Source organism: Pseudomonas sp. KBS0710 (genome assembly GCF_005938045.2).
Classification (GTDB): Bacteria; Pseudomonadota; Gammaproteobacteria; order Pseudomonadales; family Pseudomonadaceae; genus Aquipseudomonas.
In genome coordinates, this window is the sequence record NZ_VCCF02000001.1 from 5,795,204 (window position 1) to 5,816,930 (window position 21,727).

At 60.6% G+C, this 21,727-nt stretch carries 22 protein-coding genes; 6 read left to right on the forward strand and 16 right to left on the reverse strand.

Annotated features, from left to right (window positions below):
• The first annotated feature begins 29 nt into the window (after positions 1-29).
• The 3 genes from FFI16_RS26365 to FFI16_RS26375 are packed head-to-tail and all read left to right on the forward strand — an operon-like array spanning position 30 to position 2,535.
• A complete protein-coding gene (locus tag FFI16_RS26365; RefSeq protein ID WP_138813148.1) occupies positions 30-1,037 on the forward strand; it encodes a methionine ABC transporter ATP-binding protein in 1,008 nt (335 codons plus the stop codon).
• Positions 1,037-1,711: a methionine ABC transporter permease gene (locus FFI16_RS26370; protein WP_056861003.1), complete on the forward strand. Its 675-nt coding sequence runs from the start codon at positions 1,037-1,039 to the stop codon at positions 1,709-1,711. The genes FFI16_RS26365 and FFI16_RS26370 overlap by 1 nt, the downstream gene beginning before the upstream one ends.
• A gap of 50 nt (positions 1,712-1,761) precedes the next feature.
• Positions 1,762-2,535 (forward strand): MetQ/NlpA family ABC transporter substrate-binding protein, encoded by a 774-nt coding sequence (locus FFI16_RS26375; RefSeq protein WP_138813149.1) that lies wholly within the window; start codon positions 1,762-1,764, stop codon positions 2,533-2,535.
• Positions 2,536-2,672: 137 nt separating this feature from the next.
• Here the strand turns inward: FFI16_RS26375 and FFI16_RS26385 are convergent, their stop codons facing one another.
• From FFI16_RS26385 to FFI16_RS26410, 6 genes are all read right to left on the reverse strand, one after another.
• Positions 2,673-3,002, reverse strand: coding sequence for a Bro-N domain-containing protein (locus FFI16_RS26385; RefSeq protein WP_138813151.1), 330 nt, complete (start codon positions 3,000-3,002; stop codon positions 2,673-2,675).
• A gap of 471 nt (positions 3,003-3,473) precedes the next feature.
• Positions 3,474-4,109 carry an SCO family protein gene (locus tag FFI16_RS26390; RefSeq protein WP_138813152.1) on the reverse strand — a complete coding sequence of 212 codons (636 nt, stop codon included), beginning with the start codon at positions 4,107-4,109 and terminating at the stop codon, positions 3,474-3,476.
• Entirely contained in the window at positions 4,106-5,005 is a 900-nt protein-coding gene (gene cyoE / locus FFI16_RS26395) for a heme o synthase (protein ID WP_138813153.1), read from the reverse strand. The genes FFI16_RS26390 and cyoE overlap by 4 nt, the downstream gene beginning before the upstream one ends.
• Positions 4,993-6,072 carry a heme A synthase gene (locus tag FFI16_RS26400; RefSeq protein ID WP_138813154.1) on the reverse strand — a complete coding sequence of 360 codons (1,080 nt, stop codon included), beginning with the start codon at positions 6,070-6,072 and terminating at the stop codon, positions 4,993-4,995. Before FFI16_RS26400 ends, cyoE begins: the two co-directional genes overlap by 13 nt.
• A gap of 10 nt (positions 6,073-6,082) precedes the next feature.
• Positions 6,083-6,667 carry a hypothetical protein gene (locus FFI16_RS26405; protein WP_138813155.1) on the reverse strand — a complete coding sequence of 195 codons (585 nt, stop codon included), beginning with the start codon at positions 6,665-6,667 and terminating at the stop codon, positions 6,083-6,085.
• On the reverse strand, positions 6,633-7,397 hold the full coding sequence (locus tag FFI16_RS26410) for an SURF1 family protein (RefSeq protein ID WP_138813156.1): 765 nt from the start codon (positions 7,395-7,397) through the stop codon (positions 6,633-6,635). The genes FFI16_RS26405 and FFI16_RS26410 overlap by 35 nt, the downstream gene beginning before the upstream one ends.
• A gap of 43 nt (positions 7,398-7,440) precedes the next feature.
• Between FFI16_RS26410 and FFI16_RS26415 the strand changes: the two genes are divergently transcribed.
• Positions 7,441-7,644 carry a twin transmembrane helix small protein gene (locus FFI16_RS26415; RefSeq protein WP_016969525.1) on the forward strand — a complete coding sequence of 68 codons (204 nt, stop codon included), beginning with the start codon at positions 7,441-7,443 and terminating at the stop codon, positions 7,642-7,644.
• Positions 7,645-7,650: 6 nt separating this feature from the next.
• Here the strand turns inward: FFI16_RS26415 and FFI16_RS26420 are convergent, their stop codons facing one another.
• From FFI16_RS26420 to coxB, 4 genes are all read right to left on the reverse strand, one after another.
• Positions 7,651-8,538, reverse strand: a complete 888-nt coding sequence (locus tag FFI16_RS26420; RefSeq protein WP_138813157.1) for a cytochrome c oxidase subunit 3 — start codon at positions 8,536-8,538, stop codon at positions 7,651-7,653.
• Positions 8,539-8,573: 35 nt separating this feature from the next.
• Positions 8,574-9,125 carry a cytochrome c oxidase assembly protein gene (locus FFI16_RS26425; protein WP_138813158.1) on the reverse strand — a complete coding sequence of 184 codons (552 nt, stop codon included), beginning with the start codon at positions 9,123-9,125 and terminating at the stop codon, positions 8,574-8,576.
• A gap of 144 nt (positions 9,126-9,269) precedes the next feature.
• Complete coding sequence (gene ctaD / locus FFI16_RS26430; protein WP_017137901.1) at positions 9,270-10,853, reverse strand: cytochrome c oxidase subunit I; 1,584 nt, start codon at positions 10,851-10,853, stop codon at positions 9,270-9,272.
• A gap of 58 nt (positions 10,854-10,911) precedes the next feature.
• Positions 10,912-12,039 (reverse strand): cytochrome c oxidase subunit II, encoded by a 1,128-nt coding sequence (gene coxB / locus FFI16_RS26435; protein ID WP_138813159.1) that lies wholly within the window; start codon positions 12,037-12,039, stop codon positions 10,912-10,914.
• 369 nt (positions 12,040-12,408) lie between these two features.
• On the opposite strand from coxB, the gene FFI16_RS26440 reads away from it, so the two are divergent.
• A complete protein-coding gene (locus FFI16_RS26440; protein ID WP_138813160.1) occupies positions 12,409-13,056 on the forward strand; it encodes a hypothetical protein in 648 nt (215 codons plus the stop codon).
• A gap of 130 nt (positions 13,057-13,186) precedes the next feature.
• Here FFI16_RS26440 and FFI16_RS26445 read toward each other — a convergent pair whose 3' ends face one another.
• The 6 genes from FFI16_RS26445 to FFI16_RS26470 form a co-directional block, all read right to left on the reverse strand.
• Positions 13,187-14,734: a SulP family inorganic anion transporter gene (locus FFI16_RS26445; protein ID WP_138813161.1), complete on the reverse strand. Its 1,548-nt coding sequence runs from the start codon at positions 14,732-14,734 to the stop codon at positions 13,187-13,189.
• Between the two features lie 85 nt (positions 14,735-14,819).
• The gene (locus tag FFI16_RS26450) at positions 14,820-15,551 is read right to left on the reverse strand and encodes a carbonic anhydrase (RefSeq protein ID WP_065931983.1); all 732 of its coding nucleotides are present in this window, start codon (positions 15,549-15,551) and stop codon (positions 14,820-14,822) included.
• A 226-nt stretch (positions 15,552-15,777) separates the two neighbouring features.
• Positions 15,778-16,836, reverse strand: coding sequence for a PA0069 family radical SAM protein (locus FFI16_RS26455; RefSeq protein ID WP_138813162.1), 1,059 nt, complete (start codon positions 16,834-16,836; stop codon positions 15,778-15,780).
• 81 nt (positions 16,837-16,917) lie between these two features.
• Positions 16,918-18,210: a cytochrome c gene (locus FFI16_RS26460; protein WP_138813163.1), complete on the reverse strand. Its 1,293-nt coding sequence runs from the start codon at positions 18,208-18,210 to the stop codon at positions 16,918-16,920.
• Between the two features lie 12 nt (positions 18,211-18,222).
• The gene (locus FFI16_RS26465; protein ID WP_138813164.1) at positions 18,223-20,007 is read right to left on the reverse strand and encodes a GMC family oxidoreductase; all 1,785 of its coding nucleotides are present in this window, start codon (positions 20,005-20,007) and stop codon (positions 18,223-18,225) included.
• Between the two features lie 2 nt (positions 20,008-20,009).
• Complete coding sequence (locus tag FFI16_RS26470) at positions 20,010-20,762, reverse strand: gluconate 2-dehydrogenase subunit 3 family protein (RefSeq protein WP_058420540.1); 753 nt, start codon at positions 20,760-20,762, stop codon at positions 20,010-20,012.
• Positions 20,763-21,036: 274 nt separating this feature from the next.
• Here FFI16_RS26470 and FFI16_RS26475 point away from each other — a divergent pair, with 274 nt between their 5' ends.
• Positions 21,037-21,723, forward strand: coding sequence for a dual specificity protein phosphatase family protein (locus FFI16_RS26475; RefSeq protein ID WP_138813165.1), 687 nt, complete (start codon positions 21,037-21,039; stop codon positions 21,721-21,723).
• The last annotated feature ends 4 nt before the right edge of the window (positions 21,724-21,727 follow it).

Genomic DNA, 21,727 nt, shown 5'->3' on the forward strand with positions numbered 1-21,727 from the left:
TTTTCCATGCGCCCCACAAGGTTCGCTACGTGATCGAGTTTCATAACGTCCATAAAACCTACCGCGTCGCCGGTAAGGAAATCCCCGCACTGCACCCCACCAGCCTGCGCGTCGAAAACGGCCAGGTGTTCGGCCTGATTGGCCATTCCGGTGCGGGCAAAAGTACCCTGCTGCGCCTGATCAACCGCCTGGAACAGCCAAGCGGCGGTCAGATCAACGTCGACGGTGAAGAAGTCACCGCCCTGGACGCCAACGGCCTGCGCCGTTTCCGCCAGCAAGTCGGCATGATCTTCCAGCACTTCAACCTGCTGGCGTCCAAGACCGTTGCCGACAACGTGGCGCTGCCACTGACCCTGGCCGGCGAGTTGTCGCGTAAAGACATCGACCTGCGCGTGGCTGAACTGCTCGCCCGCGTGGGCCTGTCGGACCATGCCAAGAAGTACCCGGCGCAATTGTCCGGCGGCCAGAAGCAACGCGTCGGCATTGCCCGCGCTCTGGCGACCAAGCCAAAGATTCTGCTGTGCGACGAAGCCACCAGCGCCCTCGACCCGCAAACCACCGCCTCGGTGCTGCAACTGTTGGCTGAGATCAACCGCGAGCTAAAGCTGACCATCGTGCTGATCACCCATGAAATGGACGTGATCCGCCGCGTGTGCGACCAGGTGGCCGTGATGGACGCCGGCGTGATCGTCGAGCAAGGCTCGGTGGCCGAGGTGTTCCTGCACCCCAAGCACCCGACCACCAAGCGCTTTGTGCAGGAAGCCGAGCAAGTCGATGAAGGCGAGCAGCGTGATGCCTTTGCCCATGTGCCAGGCCGCATCGTGCGCCTGACGTTCCAGGGCGAAGCGACCTACGCGCCATTGCTGGGGACCGTCGCCCGTGAAACAGGGGTGGACTACAGCATCCTTGCCGGTCGCATCGACCACATCAAAGATACCCCCTACGGCCAACTGACCCTCGCCGTGACCGGCGGGGACATGGACGCCGCCTTCGCCCGCTTTACTGCGGCAGACGTCCACATGGAGGTTCTGCGCTAATGGAAGTCCTGTTGAGTTTCTTCGCCAATATCGACTGGTCCGAAATATGGCTGGCAACCGGCGACACCATGACCATGCTGTTCGGCTCGCTATTCTTCACCGTGGTGCTGGGCCTGCCGTTGGGCGTGCTGTTGTTCCTGACCAGCCCGCGCCAGCTGTTTGAACAAAAAGGCCTGTACGCGCTGCTGTCGCTGATCGTGAACATCCTGCGTTCGCTGCCGTTCATCATCCTGCTGATTGTGATGATCCCGTTCACTGTACTCATCACCGGCACTTCGCTGGGGGTGGCCGGCGCGATCCCGCCGCTGGTGGTAGGTGCGACGCCGTTCTTCGCGCGCCTGGTGGAAACCGCCTTGCGTGAAGTGGACCGCGGCATCATCGAGGCCACGCAGTCCATGGGCGCCAGCACGCGTCAGATCATAATCAACGCGCTGCTACCCGAAGCTCGCCCTGGCATTTTCGCAGCGATTACGGTGACGGCTATTACACTGGTTTCCTACACGGCCATGGCCGGTGTGGTGGGTGCCGGTGGCTTGGGTGACCTGGCGATCCGCTTCGGTTATCAGCGTTTCCAGACCGATGTGATGGTGGTCACCGTGGTGATGCTGTTAATCCTGGTGCAAATTCTGCAAACCGTCGGCGACAAGCTGGTGGTGCATTTTTCTCGAAAATAACGGCCATTGCCGGCCCCCGCCGGCACATGCCCGAACAAGGAGCTTGTTGGATGAAAAAACTACTGGTTGCTTTCGCCGCCGTTGCCGCGTTTTCCGCCCATGCTGCCGAGACTATTACAGTCGCAGCATCGCCGGTGCCCCACGCGGAAATCCTCGAATTCGTGAAGCCTGCACTCGCCAAAGAAGGCGTGGACCTGCAGGTCAAAGTCTTCACCGACTACGTGCAGCCAAACGTACAAGTGGCTGAAAAACGCCTGGACGCCAACTTCTTCCAGCACCAGCCTTACCTGGATGAGTTCAACAAAGCCAAGGGCACTCACCTGGTGAGCGTTGGCGCGGTACACCTGGAACCCCTGGGCGCTTACTCCAGCAAGTACAAAAAACTGGACGATCTGCCAAGCGGCGCCAATGTCGTGATCCCGAACGACGCCACCAACGGCGGCCGTGCGCTTTTGCTGCTGGCCAAGCACAAACTGATCACCCTGAAGGACCCGACCAACATCCTGTCGACCACCAAGGACATCACCGGCAACCCGAAAGGCCTGAAATTCCGCGAACTGGAAGCCGCGACACTGCCGCGCGTGCTGACCCAGGTCGACCTGGCACTGATCAACACCAACTACGCCCTGGAAGCCAAGCTGGACCCATCCAAGGATGCGCTGGTGATCGAAGGCAACGACTCGCCTTACGTGAACATCCTGGTGACCCGCGAAGACAACAAGGATTCGGACGCCGTGAAGAAGCTGGTTGCAGCCCTGCACACGCCGGAAGTGAAAGCGTTCATTCTTGAGAAGTACAAAGGCGCGATTCTGCCGGCGTTCTGATCCAGAGCTACACCGTAAACCTAATGTGGGAGCGGGCTTGCCCGCGATAGCAGAGTGTCAGTCACTGAAGATGTTGACTGGCCTGCCGCTATCGCAGGCAAGCCAGCTCCCACATTTGTTTTGTGTGGTTTTTGCTATCAGTGCAGGGCTGGCACCACCTCATGGGTCAGCCATTGGCGCAGGCACCGATTCTCCGGGTAGTAGTGGTAGATAAGCAGCGCGTAGACGCCAGACTCACTGACCATCAACGTCGGCGCACAGTGGCCATGAGTGATCAGGGGCAGGGTGTGTTGCTGGTCGGGATCGAGCTTGCGCAGTAGCGCAGGGTTCAGGTGCAAGCCCATCAGGTGGCCGATGTCGGAGGCGCTGAACCAGGGTTGGTTGTTTATCAGCACGGCGTGCAGCTGGTGATGGTGGCGGGTGAAGACTTTGGGGGTGATCGGTGGATCAGGGGTAAGTGATTGCATTGGGACAACTCCGGGTATGAACAGGAGCTGCCAACAGCCTTCCTACGGGCATGGGTGGCAGCCATACGCGGGGTAGGAACCGAGTACCCAGGGATCTCAGCCACGTCGAAACGTGCCCGCGCATAGCCGCCGCGACTGATAGTACGGGCACAAAAAAAACGCCGCAATCAGACGGTGGCGCTATGACGCCAAGGGTACATAAAAGGGTTCCTACGCCCTGTCACTGAATTTGCAGCGACAGGCCAAAGACTAGCCACCCCAACACCGTCCAACAAGTTCACGCACAGCGCGACAACACGTGGGAAATCTCCGACGACACCCTGTTCAAACCTTGCACAAAACCCAATGTGGGAGCGGGCTTGCTCGCGAATGCGGAGTGTCAGTCACCCAATTTATCGACTGAACCACCGCCTTCGCGAGCAAGCCCGCTCCCACAGGTTACTTGTGTTGTTGGTTAGGCTGGTGATTGGCCTACTTGCGCTGTAGCAAACCCGGCAACTGCGCCACCAGCTTTTGGTTATTCAGCGGCGCACGAATAAACCCACGCTGCGTGCCGTCCGGGCCGATCAGCGCCAGGTTGCCGCTGTGGTCCACGGTGTAGTTGGGCTTGCTGGTATCAGCCGGAATAAATGGAATGCTCACCGCGTTCGAGACCTTCTGCACATCCTCCACATTCGCGCCGGTCAGGCCTTCGAATTGTGGGTCGAAGTAGCCCAGGTACTGCTTGAGCTGGGTCGGCGTATCGCGGTTCGGGTCGACGCTGACCAGGATCACCTGCAACTTATCCACCGCCTCTTTAGGCAGCTCGCTCTTGATTTGGCGCAGTTGCGCGAGGGTGGTCGGGCAGATATCGGGGCAGAAGGTATAACCGAAGAACAGCAGGCTCCATTTGCCTTTCAGCTCGTTGACCACCACCGTCTGGCCGTCCTGGTTGGTCATGGTCACCGGCGGCAGCTGGCGGCTTTGCGGCAGCAGGATGATGCCGGCGTCGATCAGTGCGGTAGGGTCGCCCTGGCCTTTGCCGCTGAGCACTTTGTTGACGGTAAGGCCCATGATCAACGCGACGATGGCCACCAGGATAAAGACGGTTTTTTGAGTTCGAGTCATAGGTTCAACAATAGGTAGTGGTCGACGAGCAGCGCGATAAACAGCAGCAGCAAGTACCAGATAGAGTACTTGAAGGTGTTGATCGCCGCGTGCGGCTTGCCGCCACGGTACAGCACCCAGGCCCATTGCAGAAAGCGCCCGCCCAATACCAGTGCACACGCCAGGTACAGCAGGCCACTCATGTGGATCACATAGGGCATCAGGCTCACCGCCAGCAAGGCAAAGGTGTAGAGCAGGATATGCACCTTGGTGTAGTGCTCGCCGTGGGTGACCGGCAGCATCGGGATATCGGCCTTGGCGTATTCCTCCTTGCGGTGAATGGCCAGGGCCCAGAAGTGCGGCGGGGTCCAGGCGAAGATGATCAGCACCAGCAGCAGCGGCTCGGCGCTGACATGCCCGGTAACCGCCACCCAGCCGAGCAGCGGCGGCGCAGCACCGGCCAGGCCGCCGATCACGATATTTTGTGGCGTGGCGCGCTTGAGAAAGCCGGTGTAGATCACCGCGTAACCCAGCAATGAGGCCAACGTGAGCCAGGCCGCCAACGGGTTGGTGAACGCCAGCAACAAGGCCAAACCTGCAACAGCCAGAAACAATGCAAAGGCCAATGCCGCCACGGGTGACACGCGCCCTTCTGCCAACGGCCGTTTATGCGTGCGCGCCATCACTGCATCAATCCGCCGATCCACCACATGGTTGACCGCCGCCGCACCACCGGCGCACAGGGCAATACCCAAATTGCCGAACACCAGCACCGTCCACGGCACCCCGGCGCGGGTCGCGAGGAACATACCCACCAACGACGTGATGAGCATCAGCACCACCACTTTCGGCTTGGTCAGCTCCAGGTAATCCCGCCAGATCGCCTGATCGTGACGCGCGCCGATCAAGGTCGCCATGGCATCTCTCCTTTAAGGGTGATGAGGCCCGCTACGTGTTTGCGCGGGATAAAACGCCAGCCAAACGGCAGCTGATTGCGCACCCGCACCAGGCTGGTACGGGCGTGGTAGTTGACCAGCACCAGCGTCAGCAACAAACCCGCCCCGCCTGCGTTGTGCCCGACCGCTACCGGCAACGGCAGGCCGAACGCCACATTGCTCACGCCCAGGCAGATTTGCGCCGCCAGGGCGATCAGCAGCAGGCCCGACAGCCGCGTCATGCCGACTGCGCGCAATTGCCAGGCCAGGCCCAGCAGTACCAGCGTCACCAGCACCGCGCCGATTCGATGGGTCAGGTGGATGGCAGTGCGCGCTTCACTGTCGAGCTGGCCGCCGAGGTAATTGGGGCCGATATGCTGGGTGAGGTGAAACCCGTTGGCAAAATCCGCCGCCGGCCACCACTCGCCATGGCACGTCGGCAAGTCGACACAGGCCACGGCTGCGTAGTTGGAACTGACCCAACCGCCCAGCGCAATCTGCCCGATCACCAGCACCAGGCCCGCCGTGGCCCAATATTGCAGGCGCTTGGGCACGATCAATGCGGGCAGCACGCCGGACAGGCGCAAGGTGAGTAAAAACAACAGGCTCAACGTGGCAAAGCCGCCGAGCAAATGCCCCGTGACCACTTGCGGCCACAGCTTGAGCGTCACCGTCCACATACCGAACGCCGCCTGGGCAAACACCACCGCCAACACAAACAGCGGCAATTTCACTGGCTGCCCTGGATCACGCCGATGGCGCCACGAGCGCGCCGCCAGCAGCACGATCAGCAAGCCCAAGGTGCCGGCAAAGTAGCGATGCGTCATCTCGGCCCAGCCCTTGTCGGCTTCAACCGGAGTATCGGGAAAATGCAGCTCGGCATGCGCCAGCTGGGCCTCGCTTTGCGGCACGCTGATAAACCCGTAGCAGCCGGGCCAGTCCGGGCAGCCGAGGCCGGCGTGGGTCAAGCGTGTATAGGCGCCGAGCAGCACAACGATCAGCGCCAGCAAAGTGGCAAACAACGCGAGGCGAAATCCAGGTTTGGCCATGACGATGCCCTTATCCGATGTTCGACAGTTTCAGCAGTAAGCGCAGGTCGTTGAGCAAATCCTTGCCCTTGACCTTGGCGTCGTAGCGCAGCACCAGGTTGCCGTGGGGGTCGACGATCCACAGCTGCGCCTCACCCGGCGCAGCCGCGTTTTTACTGAAGGTGGTCGGGTCCAGCGGGTAGCGCTGCAGTTGCGGGTACTCGGCCTTGAGCTTGGCGTCGTAATCGCTGCTCACCGGTTGCGCGCTGGCCAGGGCATGGCTGGCACGGGAGGCATCCCGACCCAGGCTGATTTGCAGCTGGCGCGCCAGGTACACCAGTTGCTGGCAGTCGGCGGCACACGCGGTGGGTGCGGTGACCAACAGTTGCCAGCGATCCTCATCGGCCTGCACGCCAATGTCGGCGCGGGTCTGGCCGTTGCCGATCATCTCACCGTGGTAACTGCGGCTGTCGGGCACCCAGAACTGCAACTTGTACATAAAGGTGGCCAGCGCCATCGGGCCGATCACCATCATCAGGATCAGAATCAGCTGCCAGCGGCCTTTGCGCCGGTCGGGCGCCTCAGACGTGCTGGGTGGATTCATGGCCGCTCCCATGGGGTTTCTCCTTTTTGTTATGCCATCCGAGGTAGAGGTAAAGCGCCAGCAACGCCAGTGCCATGGCGAACCACTGCACGGCGTAGCCCAAGTGTTTTTCCGGGCCCATGGCGACCACCGGCCAGGTCGTGTCATAGGTTCCGGGGCCGGGCTCGGCGCGCAGCTCATAGGCAAAACCGCTGCGGCCCAACTCCGCCCAGAGCGCGGCGGGATGCAACGCCGTCAGCAAGCGCGGCCATTGCGTGGTGGCGGGGTCGGCGTGCAGTTGGAAGGTTTCGCCGGGGGCGATGTACACCCAGGCATCCAGATTCAACGGTTGTTCAGGTGTGGAGAACACGGGCGGCGTGCGCCGGTCCGGCCAGGGCAGCCAGCCGCGATTGAGTAGCAGCCATTCGCCGCTGGCCTGGTCGTGAAAGGGCTGCAAGAGTTCAACACCGGCCTTGCCGTCGCGCATGCGGTTGTCGAGCAGCACGCTGTGCTCAGCATCGAATTGGCCGCGCAGGCGCACGCGGCGAAAGGCCGGGTCAGCCATGCCAGCAAGCTGCACGCTGCTGACCGGCTCAGCCACACGCCGTTCGGTATAGCTGTCCACCAGCAGCTGTTTTTCATGCCCGCGAGCCAGTTGCCAGAACCCCAGGCCCACCATCAGCGGCAGCAATACCAACACCACCAGCGTGGGAGCGAGCCCTGGACGAAAGTCTTTTATGGCGCTGGCTATACTTGTTTTCATTGCCCGCCTTTTCATTGCCCGCCCATCCGAATGGAACCTGACCATGCTCAAAGCAGCCATTGCCCTGATGCTGATCGCGACTGTCGTGAGCCTGTTCAGTGGCTTGTTCTTTCTGGTCAAGGACGAGGGCAACTCCAACCGCCTCGTCACCGCCTTGACCGTGCGTGTGGTACTGGCCGCGATCACCGTGGGCTTGATCGCCTGGGGCTTTTTCAGCGGCCAGCTGGTCTCTCATGCACCGTGGTAAAACGCTTCACAGCACATAAACGAAGAAAAATAGGCCGATCCACACCACATCCACAAAGTGCCAGTACCAACTGGCCGCCTCGAAACCGAACTGGTGCTCGGCGTTGAAGTGCCCCTTGAGGATGCGCATCAGCATCACGAACAGAATGATGGTGCCGATGGTCACGTGGGCGCCGTGAAAGCCGGTGAGCATGAAGAAGGTCGCGCCGTACACGCCCGAGCCGAGGGTCAGGCCCAGCTCTTTGTAAGCGTGCATGTACTCCTCGGCCTGAAAACCCAAAAAGGCCCAACCCAGCAGCACCGTCAGCGCCAGCCAGATTTTCAGCGCCCCGCGGTGGCCCTTGCGCAAGGCATGGTGGGCGATGGTGATGGTCACGCTGGAGCTGACCAGCAAGATCGTATTGACCAGCGGCAAGCCCCACGGGCTGATGGTGCCTTCGGGCGGCGGGTACAGTTTCGGGTCGGGATTGTTGAGCAACGGCCAGGCAAATTCGAAGTTCGGCCACAGCATGTGCGCGACGCCCTTGGAGCCTTCGCCCGCCAGCCACGGCGCGGACATATGCCGCACATAAAACAGTGCACCGAAGAACGCGATAAAGAACATCACCTCGGAAAAGATGAACCAGGTCATGCCCCAGCGGAACGAGCGGTCCATCTGCGGGCTGTACAAACCCGCGCGGCTTTCCTTGATCACCGCGCCGAACCAGCCGAACAGCATGTAGGCCAGCAACAGCCCGCCGACGAAGAAGATCCACGGGCCATGGGATTCCGGGCGCGCCGCCTTCAGGTCGTTGAACCACACGGCCAGGCCGTACACCGTGATCAACATGCCAAACGTAGCAATTATTGGCCATTTGCTTTGCGCTGGTACGTAGTACGTATCATGAGACGACATGTATTCGCTCTCCTGATTGAGGGGGCAAACAGTAGCTAGCCGCCGGTATGGACGGCCACCGGCGGTTGGCGCGCAGTGATGTCAAACAGCGTGTATGCCAGGGTCAAATGCTTCACATCCTTGGGCATGGCGCGATCGACGATAAAGCGCACGGGCATTTCTATGCGCTGACCTGGCTGCAGCACTTGCTGGGTGAAGCAAAAACATTCGGTCTTGTGGAAATACATCGCCGCTTCGGCTGGGGAAATACTCGGTACGGCCTGGGCGGTCATGGGTTTGTCAGTGGGGTTATAGGCCACGAACAGCATCTCGGTGACGGCGCCGGGGTTGACCACCACTTCATCGGCTTTGGAGTGGAACTCCCACACCATGTCGATGGCATTGGTGGACATGAACTGCACGCGCACTTGGCGTGTGGGGTCCACCACCTGCTCGCCCTCGTACTGCCCGGCGGTCTTGCCATTGATGCCGAACGCCTTGCACATCACGTCGTAGATCGGCACCAGGGCGAAGCCGAAGGCGAACATGGCCACCACCAGGATCAGCAGGCGAGTGACCAAGCGCTTGATCGGGACGGCCTCAAGCATGGCGCTCACCCGCTCTCGGTTTTTCTGTGGGAGCTGGCTTGCCTGCGATGAGGCCCTGGCAGGCGATAGATTCGGTGCCTGACACACCGCTATCGCAGGCAAGGCAGCTCCCACAGGACACCGAGTCGACCTGCATCGACGCGTTCACTTGACCTCCGGCGGCGTCGTAAACGTGTGATACGGCGCAGGCGAGGGGATGCTCCATTCCAGGCCTTCAGCGCCATCCCACGGCTTGGCCGGTGCCGGCGGGCCGCCACGGATGCACTTGATCACGATAAACAGGAAGAAGATCTGCGTAGCGCCAAACATGAACGCGCCGATCGAGGAAACCATGTTGAAGTCGGCGAACTGCAGGTTGTAGTCCGGTACCCGGCGCGGCATGCCGGCCAGGCCGACAAAGTGCATCGGGAAGAACGCCATGTTCATGCCCACAAAAGACAGCCAGAAGTGCAGCTTGCCCAGGGTTTCGTCGTACATGTGGCCGGTCCATTTCGGCAGCCAGTAGTAGGCCGAGGCGAAGATGCCGAAGATCGCCCCAGGCACCAGTACGTAATGGAAGTGCGCCACCACAAAGTAGGTGTCGTGGTACTGGAAGTCCGCCGGGGCAATCGCCAGCATCAGCCCGGAGAAACCGCCGATGGTGAACAGAATCACAAAGGCCACGGCGAACAGCATGGGTGTCTCGAAGGTCAGCGAGCCTTGCCACATGGTGCTCACCCAGTTGAACACCTTCACACCCGTGGGCACTGCGATCAGCAGCGTGGCGTACATGAAGAACAGCTCGCCCACCAGCGGAATACCCACCACGAACATGTGGTGCGCCCACACGATGAACGACAGGAACGCGATGCTCGCCGTGGCGTAGACCATCGAGGTGTAGCCGAACAGCGGCTTGCGCGAGAAGGTCGGGATGATCGAGCTGACGGCGCCAAACGCCGGCAGGATCATGATGTACACCTCAGGGTGGCCGAAGAACCAGAACACATGCTGGAACAACACCGGATCACCGCCACCGGCCGCACTGAAAAAGCTGGTGCCGAAGTGGATGTCCATCAACATCATGGTCACGCAACCGGCCAGCACCGGCATCACCGCGATCAGCAGGAAGGCGGTGATCAGCCAGGTCCACACGAACAGCGGCATTTTCATCAAGGTCATGCCGGGCGCGCGCAGGTTGAGGATGGTGGCGACCACGTTGATCGCGCCCATGATCGAGCTGATGCCCATCAGGTGAATGGCAAAGATGAAGAACGTCACGCTTTCCGGCGCGTAGGTGGTGGAGAGCGGGGCGTAGAAGGTCCAGCCGAAATTCGGCCCGCCGCCCGGCGTGAACAACGTGGATACCAGCAGCAGGAACGCTGCCGGCAACAGCCAGAAACTGAAGTTGTTCATGCGCGGCAAGGCCATGTCTGGCGCGCCGATCATCAGCGGGATCATCCAGTTGGCCAAGCCAACGAACGCCGGCATCACCGCGCCAAACACCATGATCAGGCCGTGCATGGTGGTCATCTGGTTGAAGAACGCCGGCTGCACAATCTGCAGGCCGGGCTGGAACAGCTCGGCGCGGATCACCATGGCGAACGAGCCGCCGAGCAGGAACATGGTGAAGGCGAACCACAGGTACATAGTGCCGATGTCTTTGTGGTTGGTGGTCAGCACCCAGCGCATCAAGCCTTTGGCGGGGCCGTGGGCATGGTCGGCATGACCATGGTCGATCACAGTGCTCATGGCCGTTCTCCTGCAAAGGAAGGGGCTGTGCGGTTCAGGGCATACGCAGTTGAGGCCGTCATTTGCTTTCCGCCTGTTTCAGAGCCAGCACGTCTTTGGGCGTGACCATGTCGCCTTTGTTGTTGCCCCAGGCGTTGCGCTCGTAGGTGACCACAGCGGCGATATCGACTTCCGACAGCTGTTTGCCGAACGCCGCCATGGCGGTGCCGGGCTTGCCGAAATACACGCGGTGCAGGTGATCTTCCTTAGGCCCGATGGCAATCGGCGAGCCCTTGAGCGCCGGGAACATTGGCGGCAAACCCTGGCCTTCGGCCTGGTGACAGGCCACGCAGGTGGTGTGGTAAACCTTGTCGCCACGCGCCACCAGCTCGTCCAGCGTCCAGTCTTTGGACGTCAGCTCCTTGAGCTTGGCGGCTTCTGCTTTGCGCTCGCCCAGCCAAGTGTCGTAGTCGGCCTTGGATTTGACCTCGACCACAATCGGCATGAAGCCGTGGTCCTTGCCGCACAGCTCGGCGCACTGGCCACGGTAGATGCCGGGCTTCTCGACACGGGTCCAGGCCTCGTTGACGAAACCGGGGATCGCATCGCGCTTGACCGCAAAGGCCGGCACCCACCAGGAGTGGATCACGTCGGCGGCCGTCACCAGAAAGCGCACCTTGGCGCCCACCGGCAGCACCAGCGGCTGGTCGACTTCGAGCAAGTAGTGCTCGCCCTTCGTCGCCTGGTTATGGATCTGCTCGGCGGGCGTGGCCAGGTTGCTGAAGAACTCCACGTCCTGGCCCAGGTATTTGTAGTGCCACTTCCACTGATAGCCGGTGACCTGGATATCGATATCCGATTCACTGCTGTCGTAAATGTTGATCAGGGTTTTGGTCGCGGGTATGGCCATGGCCACCAGGATCAGCAAGGGCACCACGGTCCAGAGGATTTCCACGGTCGTGCTCTCGTGAAACTTGGCCGCCACCTGGCCCGTGGAGCGCCGGTGCAGGATCATCGACCAGAACATCGCGCCAAACACGATGATGCCGATCACCACACAGATCCAGAAAATGGTCATGTGCAGGTCAAACACGGCGTGACTGACTTCAGTAGCCCCTGGCGCCATATTCGTTGTCCAGGCGGCGTGCGCCTGGCCGAATACTGACCACAACAGTAGGCCCATCCAAACGTGTGGATGTCGCGTCATTGCGGGTTCCCCTTTATGTTTCTTGTTATCCCGCCGGTTTGCACCTGCGGCGAAGGGAGCGGCTTCCATACTGCTTACAACCGCCAAGCCTTGCCTGCGTCATGCAGTTGGGCGTCATCAGCTAATTGCGTACAAACCCGAGTATAGACAGCGCCTGCAACCCCGCAATGTGTAGGGGCAAATGAGCAGAAACAGACGGGCGGGCCCAATAAAACCGGGGGCGCAAACGTTTATCCGACGAACGATGGCATTTCGATATAACGCGCATGCATAACCATGAAATAATTATGACAAATGCGTCTTAGGCGCTCGTATAAACGAGCTACCTTATCCTCTCCCTTTTCCTACGCCTGTTTCACTGGAGCCTTCATGAACACCGCCGCATTGCGCGAGCAGATTTCCCGTGCCCATCAACACGAAGCCACTACGGGCCAGCTTGCCCAGCAACTGGAAAAACAATTGCCGCACCTGCATTCGGCCATTTCCCTGGCTGACGGTGATCGCAACATTGTCATGACCCGCTTTGTCACTGCCTACATCGGACTGGTTCCGGACCTGCTGGAAGCCGCCAACGATGTGGCCCGCGAAGCCGGTATCGAAAGCCAGATCAAACCGGTGCTGAAGATCGCCGAGCATTTCTTCCTGCAGCCGCCTGCAATCCTGGCCGGCCATGAAGGTCTCGACAGCCTGCTGGATGAGGCCTACCTGGCTCACCGCTTGGTTGAAGAGGTCAACGACCTGTATATCAAGCATTTCGGCCAGCCGTTGATTCCGGCGGATACCACTGTTGCCAACTTGATTGCCCATCAACTGATCGGTGAGCAATTCGCCAATCAGCTGGATGAGGCCGTGCATTTGGCGGTGGATGAGATGCTCAACGACGAGAGCTTTGCGCTGGAGTCGGTTGAGGCGTATCGCGAACAGCTGAAAAGCCCAGAAACGGAAGCGGCGTGGAAGCGCTGGCCGTGCCTGTCGCGGCAGTTGGGCGTTGAGTTGGCGCTGGAACAGCCGGCCTGATTTTCAAGCCAACATAGATCTGAATGTGGGAGCGGGCTTGCTCGCGAAGGCGGTGTGTCAGCCAAAGTGATGTTGACTGATCTACCGCTTTCGCGAGCAAGCCCGCTCCCACAGTTTTGATCCGATTTCGTCAGGTCACTGGCGGCGCCGAACCTATCCCCACCGTCGTCCTCACCCGGCCTTCCAGCCTGCGCTTCAGCCCCCGCGCCTCGATCACCAGCGTCGAGCCCTTGGCCGCATTGGCCCGGCCCCATTCCTCCAGCAACTCCAGACACGAATGGTCGATGTAGCTCAAGTTACTCAGCGGCACATGCAAAGTGGTACCCGCAGGCACCGTCGACAGCACCTGAGTCAGTGCCGGCACTTTCAGGAAGGTCGCAGCACCGGTCAATCGCAACTCCATCTCACCCTTCTGGGGCAAATCGATCAGGCTGACTTTCAATCGCGAAGCTTTAAACGCGAGCTTCAGCAACGTGAGCCCAAAGCCCACCAACACGCCGGTCAACAGGTCGGTGAAGATGATTGCCAGTGCCGTGGCGGCATAGGTGAACATCGGCATCCGCCCATAACGGCCCAGCGCGCGGAACGCCTTGACGTCCACCAGCTTGATCCCGGTGTACACCAGCACGCCCGCCAAACTCGCCACCGGAATGCTTTGCAGCACGCTCGACAGCAACAGCACGAAACCCAGTAGCCACAGACCATGGAACATCGCCGACAGACGCGTGGTAGCACCGGCCTGCACGTTGGCCGAGCTGCGCACGATCACGCCGGTCATCGGCAAGGCGCCAACCAAGCCACAGAGCATGTTGCCGACACCTTGGGCTGACAATTCCTTGTCGAAATCGGAACGTTGACCGCTGTGCATCCGATCGACCGCTGCCGCAGACAGCAGGGTTTCGGCGCTGGCAATAAACGCCACGGCGAAGGCGGCGATCAGCAGTTGCGGATCGGCCAGGTTCAGCAGGTCGCTGGGGCGTAGCCAGTCGATGGCGTCGGCGAGGTTTTCCGGCACCTCCACGCGCTTGACCTGCAACGCCAGCACCAGGCTCGTCACCGTCGCCAGGCCCACACCCAACAAGGCACCCGGTACGAAGCGCAGTTTTTGCGGACGGAATTTATCCCAGCAGTACATCACCAGCATGGTCGACAGCCCCAGCAAGCCAGCCTGCCAACCCAGGCCACCGCCCAGCGTCGGAATGGCTTCGGCCACGGCTGCCGGGAAGCCTGCCAGGTTATCCAACCCCGAGGGCTTGGGCGCGCCGTCGAGCATCACATGCACCTGCGACAACACAATCAATACGCCGATACCCGCCAGCATGCCGTACACCACCGCCGGCGCCGTGACCCGGAACCAGCAGCCCAGGCGCAAGCGCCCGGCCACCAGTTGCAGGAAACCCGCCAGCAATAGAATCGGCCCGAGCATCATCATCCCGTGTTGACGCACCAACTCGAACACCAACACCGCCAGCCCCGCCGCCGGGCCACTGACCTGCAGCGGCGACCCCGCCAGCCAACCTACCACCAGGCCACCGATAATCCCGGTGAGCAAGCCCTTGGCCGGCGGCATGCCGGACGCGATCGCAATACCCATGCACAAGGGCAGGGCGACTAGAAACACAACCACCGAGGCCAGCAGCTCCCGTGGCAATACAGCTTTCAATTGAGCAGCACGCATGATGGCTCTCCCGAGGGATTCGCCGGGCGCGGCAAAGCCTGGCTGCATCCATGGCAGCCACCGCTTGACCCGGCAGGGAAGTGTTTTAGAAGCGCGCTCTAGGCGTCGCGCAAGGAATCGGCTCGGTGCCGTTCAGCGGTCTGAATGCCGCCTGGTCTGCATCGTAAGCGCGGATTTCGCTGGTCTCGATGTTGTAGATCCAACCATGGATAAACAAATGACCATTGGCCATGCGCGAAGCCACGGAAGGGTGGGTACGCAAATGCTGCAACTGGGCGATGACGTTTTCTTCGGTCAGCACCTTCATGCTCTCGCCCTCATTGGCGCAGTCGCAGTTGTCTTCGACCATGGACTTGGCGACTTCGGCATGACGCAACCACGCGCGTACCGTCGGCATCTTTTCCAGGCTGTCGGGGTTGAGTACTGCGCGCATGGCGCCGCAATCAGAGTGCCCGCACACGATGATGTGCTGTACACCCAGTGCGAGTACCGCGTACTCGATGGCGGTGGAAACCCCGCCGTTCATCTGGCCGTAGGGCGGCACCACGTTGCCGACATTACGCGTCACGAACAAATCGCCGGGGGAGCTTTGGGTGATCAGCTCGGGGACGATCCGTGAGTCGGCGCACGTAATAAACATCGCCCGTGGGCTCTGGGCCGTGGCGAGTTTCTTGAACAGTTCTTCCTGCTGAGGGAAGACGTCGTGATGGAAATGCAAAAAGCCGTCAACGATGTGCTTTAACGCTGCATCGGCAGACTCCGCCACCTGAGGGGCTGAAGCCGACGCAGCCAACGGCTGTTTATCCTTGTCACTCATGATTCATCCTCTTGATTAATGCAGGGGAGTGTTCAGGTCAGTTCGACGCCTGGCTATTGGAATAGTTGAAAAACTAAACAAAGCAAGGCGTCGACTCGTTAGTCACTCGCTGAACAAGGTAACCGCCGAAACTTAACTCAAACTGAATGAACCGCTCTAGAACGCGGGTTTCAGTGATATCAAAACGCGACTATTCCTACAGCAGGACGCCATCGTTCTCTTCAGTTTACAACAATGCCATCTGCCTGCCCGGTGGGCAAAACGCCGTGCAATCCAGATTAAACCCTTCCCGTCGATTCAGCCCCAACCGCTTGATCGCTTTGTTGAAACGCTGCGCGAGCAAATCGGCAAACGGCCCCTCGCCACGCATGCGCACGCCAAAGCGGCTGTCGTACACCTCACCACCACGCACCTGACGCACCAGGCTCATCACATGGGCGGCGCGCTGCGGGTAATGTGCCGCAAGCCACTCCTCGAACAGCGGCGCCACTTCCAACGGCAGCCGCAGCATCATGTAGGCGGCGCTCTGCGCACCGGCGGCGTGGGCTTCGGTCAGCAGGCTTTCCAGCTCACTGTCGTTGATCATCGGGATCATCGGCGAGCACAGCACGCCCACCGGGATACCCGCCTCGCGCATCACCCGAATCGCCCGCAACCGCGCCTTGGGCGCCGCCGTACGCGGCTCCAGGATGCGCTTGAGCTCGTCGTCCAGGCTGGTGAGGCTGATCATCACCGCCACCAGCCGCTGACGCGCCAATTCGGTAAGCAGGTCGAGGTCGCGCAAGATCAGCGAGCCCTTGGTGATGATGGTCACCGGGTGCCGATAGCGCAGCAGCACTTCGAGGGTTTGCCGGGTGATTGTGTATTCGCGCTCGATAGGCTGGTACGGGTCGGTATTGGAGCCCAGGTTGATCGGCGCGCACACATAACCTGGCTTTGACAGCTGTTGCTCCAACACCTCGGCGGCGTTGGTCTTGGCGATCAGCTTGGTTTCAAAATCCAGCCCTGGCGACAGGTCCCAATAGGCATGGCTGGGCCGCGCATAACAGTAGATGCAGCCATGCTCGCAGCCGCGATAGGGGTTGATGGAACGGTCGAACGGCAAGTCCGGCGAGTTGTTGCGGGTGATGATGCTCTTGGCCGTTTCGATACCCACTTCGGTGCCCTGGGTCGGCGGCACTTCCTGGAACCAGCCGTCGTCTTCGGCCACGCTGACGGTCGGCGCAAAGCGATTGTGCAGGTTAGTGGCCGTGCCCCGGCCACGGGGCGGCAACGGAGTAGACATGAAAACGCCTCGATACTGTTTTTATATACAGTATCGAGGCGCGAGGTTTCTGACCAGTGCCGTTTGGCGGCCAGGGCAGGATCAGTGCTTTTGCGTTACCTGCCCCAAGTCGTCACCCGACGTGGTGCGCATATCGCTCTTGCGCAGGTCGGCCACGTCACTGGCTTTGACTGGCGCGCCTTGATTGCCCCAGCTGCCACGGACGAAACTGACCACATCCGCGACTTCCTGGTCCGACAGACGCCACGCGAACGCCGGCATGGTGAAGGTCGACGGCGCCGTGTGAGTGGCCGGCAAGGTGCCGCCGTTCAACACGATGTTGATCAACGAGGTGGCGTCCGCCGTCTGCAACACCGGGTTACCCGCCAGCGCCGGGAACACCCGCGTGTAGCCATGGCCGTCGGTACGGTGGCAGGCCGCGCAGTTGTCGATATACACCGAGGCGCCCGGCTTGCTGTCATCACCTTTCCACAGCGCCTCGGCAACCTGTTTGTCGTACTGATGCGGCTGGTCCTTCGGATCCACCGCCGGCAGGCTCTTGAGGTAGCGGGCAATGGCAGTGAGGTCGTCCTGGGACATGTACTGCATGCTGTGTACGACCACATCACTCATGCCACCAAACACCGCGCTGCGGTCACTGCGGCCGGTCTTGAGGAACTGCACCAGTTGCTCCTCGCTCCAGCTGCCGAGGCCGTCTTTATGGTCGCCGCGCAGGCTTTTCGCGATCCAGCCTTCCAGCGGCGCACTGCCAGACAGGAACGCGTTGCCGTCAGTCGCGCTGAGGGCCTTTTCCTGCATGGTCAGGGCACGCGGTGTGTGGCAAGCGCCGCAATGGCCGAGGCCTTCGACCAGATAGGCGCCACGGCTGATGACCGGATCGGCTGCTGCCTGATGCTCCTCGACTGCCGGCGCGAACATCCAGCGCCACGCCGCCAACGGCCAGCGCATGCTCAAGGGCCAGGGAATATCGCTGTCCTTGTTCTCCTGGGCGACGGGCTCCACACCCTTCATGAAGTACGCATACAGCGCCTGCATGTCGCTGTCGCTGACACGCGCGTAGGACGGATACGGCATGGCCGGGTAAAGCGTACTGCCGTTCTTGGCGACGCCGTGGCGCACGGCCTTGTCGAAGTCTTCGAAGCTGTAGTCGCCCAGGCCGGTTTTGTCCGGGGTGATGTTGGTGGAATAGATCACGCCGATCGGGGTTTCCATCGGCAGCCCACCGGCGAACGGCTTGCCGCCCTTGGCGGTGTGGCAGGCCACGCAGTCACCGGCGCGGGCCAGGTATTCACCCTGCTTGATCAAATCGGTCTCAGCCGCGCTTACAGAGCAACTGCTGAACAGGGCAAAACTGGCGATAACAAGTGCTTTCATGGTCATCGCTCCTTATGCCTGAACCAGTGGGCCGGGGTTTTTCAGGTACTGCTCGCGGATCGCCCGCGCCGACCAGTAGGCCAACGCTGCCACCAGGCCGGTTGGGTTGTAACCCAGGCCTTGTGGGAAAGCCGATGCACCCGGAACAAACACGTTGTGTACATCCCAGCTTTGCAGGTAACGGTTCAACGCACTGGTTTTCGGGTCGGTGCCCATGATCGCGCCGCCATTGAGGTGGGTGGTCTGGTAGGACGCGGTGTTGAACTGCTCACCGACTTTTTTGCCCAGCACAGCAATGGCCTTGGGGTTCATCGCCGCGGCGACCTTGCCCATTTTCTCCATCATGAAGCGGTTCATCTTGATGTCGTTTTCCTGCCAGTCGAACGTCATCCGCAGCAACGGCAGGCCGTAGGCATCGCGGTAAACCGGGTCCAGATCCAGGTAGTTGCTCCGGTAGGATTGATGCGCGCCATGGGAGTCCATCGACACTTGGTGGGTGTAGTAATCGGCGGTGGCGCGCTTCCAGGCGCTGCCCCACGCCGGCGTGCCCGGCGGGTTGGACGTACCGGCAATCGGCCGGCTGCCGGCCTGGTTGACCCACATCGGAGAGCCGCCCACAAAGCCGTGCGGGCCGTGGTCGAAGTTGTCCGCGTTGAAGTCATCGATGGCCACGCCATTGCCGCCCGCACCGATAAAGTTATTGGTGTGGGTGTCCTTGTCGAAGAAGGCCTTGATGGTGCCCATGTTCTGGTAGGCAAAGTTGCGGCCCACCACGCCCTCATTGGTAATCGGGTCGTAAGGTTTGCCGATGCCCGAGAGCAACATGAGGCGCACGTTGTTGAACTGGAAGGAGGCGATGATCACCAGGTCCGCCGGCTGCTCGCATTCGCGGCCCTGAGCGTCGATATAAGTCACGCCGGTGGCTTTGCTCTTGGTGCTGTCGAGGTTGACCTTGAGCACATGGGAATTAGCCCGCAGCTCGAAGTTCGGCACCTGACGCAGCGCCGGCAGGATGTTTACGTTCGGCGAGGCTTTGGAATACATGTAGCAAACATAGCCACTGCAGAAACCACAGAAGTTGCACGGCCCCATCTGCGCGCCGTAGGGGTTGGTGTACGGCCCCGAAGTATTGGCGGACGGCAGGTTATAGGGTTTGTAGCCGACATCGGTAGCCGCTTTCTGAAACAACTGCGCAGACACGGTGTTTTTCTGCGATTCCAGCGGGAACGGGTTGGAGCGATCCGGCGCATAAGGGTTGCCGCCACGACCTTCACCCACCAACTGGCCTTTTACGGTCCAGGCCTGGCCGGAGGTGCCGAAGACTTTTTCGGCGTAGTCGAAAAACGGCTCCAGCTCTTCATAGCTCACGCCGAAGTCCTGGATGGTCATGTCCTTGGGGATGAAGTTCTTGCCGTAGCGCTCTTCATAGTGGCTGCGCATGCGCAGCTCGATTGGATCGACACGAAAATGCACGCCTGACCAGTGCAGGCCCGCGCCACCCACGCCATTGCCGGGCAAAAACGCACCCAACTGACGGTTGGGCAAGGCGACGTCATTCACGCTGTGGCGAATGGTCACCGTCTCCTTGGAGATATCCTGAAAGAGTTTTTTACGCACGCTGTAGGTCAGTTCGTCGATGACCTGGGGATAGTTGCCGTCCGGGTAGGTGTCCTGCATCGGGCCGCGCTCCAGCGCTACCACGTTGAGGCCAGCTTCCGTCAGTTCCTTGGCCATGATCGCGCCGGTCCAGCCGAAACCCACGATCACCGCATCCACTTTCTTCATGATGGTCGCCACGTTTATGCCCTCTCGCCGCGAATGGAAACAGCCGGGAAGGGGTATTGCTCATTGCGTTCAACCCAGTCCATGAAGTCGGCGCGGGCGCCAGGGAAGCCGATCATGGTCCAGCCGACCATGCCTTTGTTGCCACCGTGGATCGGGTCGCAGAAGAAGCCTTCCTTGGTGTTTTGCAGCAGCAGGTTGAAAAACATCTTTGCCGGTACGGCCTCGAAATGGGCGGTCATCTCGCCGCCGCCCGCCTCCATACGTCGCAGCATGTCATCCTGGGTAGCGCTGTCTTGCGCAGCAAAAGCTTTACCGTTGAACGCCTTCGACCACGCATCCGTGGCAGCAATGCCCAGGCGATAGATGTCTTTGGGCACCAATTTGCTCTGCCAACCCATCTCTGGCGCCGCATCGGCGTTGAACGGGCCTTGCATGAACCACAACGCACCGGCGGCATACGGCGTGTTCATCTGACGGTCGATGTACTCCGGCGCGCCGGCTTCCAGGGCGCCTGGGCCTTGGGCATCAGCCGGGATCAGACGGGCGACGGCGGCGTTGATAAATGCCCACTCTTCAGCCGTGAAGTAGCTAGGTTCGTAGGCTTTGTCGCTGACGGGCGTTTTGGCGGGAGCGGCCTGTGCCGGTTCCGGTGTAGCCATCAACATCGAGCCGCCAAGGCCAGTGCTGGCAACCGTGACCACCGGGATCAAGGTCAAGGATTTGCGTAAAAAGTCACGCCGCGGGTTGTCCTGATCTTGATCAGACATAGGTGCACCTCATCATGTGGTCACGGGTTTATCCGCCGCTTCTAGGAGCAGCGTGAAGGTTGGCCAGGGCATTGGATCCCAAATGGATAGAACACACTGGCAATCAATAGTTACAAATGATAGCAGCCTAAGCATTAGAGGAATCGATTCAGCGCAAAAAACAGCGGATCAGATGGGCGGATTCACGATTCTTTGACAGCCACCTCACGCGGCATTGACCCCCGGTAGACGACTCTGTGGCCCATCAGCCCTATCCCATTTGGTCTCAACGCACATGTTCACGATTCGATTACTGCCCGCCCTTGGCCTGGCGTTCATGGCACTGCTCGGCACGCTGCAGGCCCAGGCCGACGAGGCTACGAGGATCCGCTCGCCTGAATGGGCACAGCCGGTGGGCAACCAATTCAACCTGCACCAGATGACGCCCACGCTGTATCGCAGCGCGTTGCCGGACAGCACTGCGTTGCCTGTGCTGCAAAATCTGAAGATCGGCACGGTGATCAACTTCCTGCCGGAATCTGATGCGCCGTGGTTGGAGACTTCTGGTATCAAACAGGTGCAGCTGACGTATCGCACCAACCATGTCGACGATGCCGACGTGCTGGCGGCACTCAGGGCCATCCAGGAAGCCGAAACCCAGGGCCCGGTGCTGATGCACTGCAAACACGGCTCCGATCGCACTGGCCTGATGGCGGCGATGTATCGAGTGGTGATTCAGGGTTGGAGCAAGGAGGATGCGCTGAACGAAATGACGCTGGGCGGCTTCGGTTCCAGTAACGGCTTTAAAGACGGCGTTCGCTACATGATGAAGGCTGATGTCGACAAGTTGCGTACTGCGTTGGCCAATGGCGACTGCAGCACCAGTGAGTTTGCGTTGTGCTCTATGAAAAGCTGGATCAACACGGCCGGTAGCAGCCGTGTCGACCCAAAGAAAGACACCGAATTAGTGCTCACACCTTAAGCAG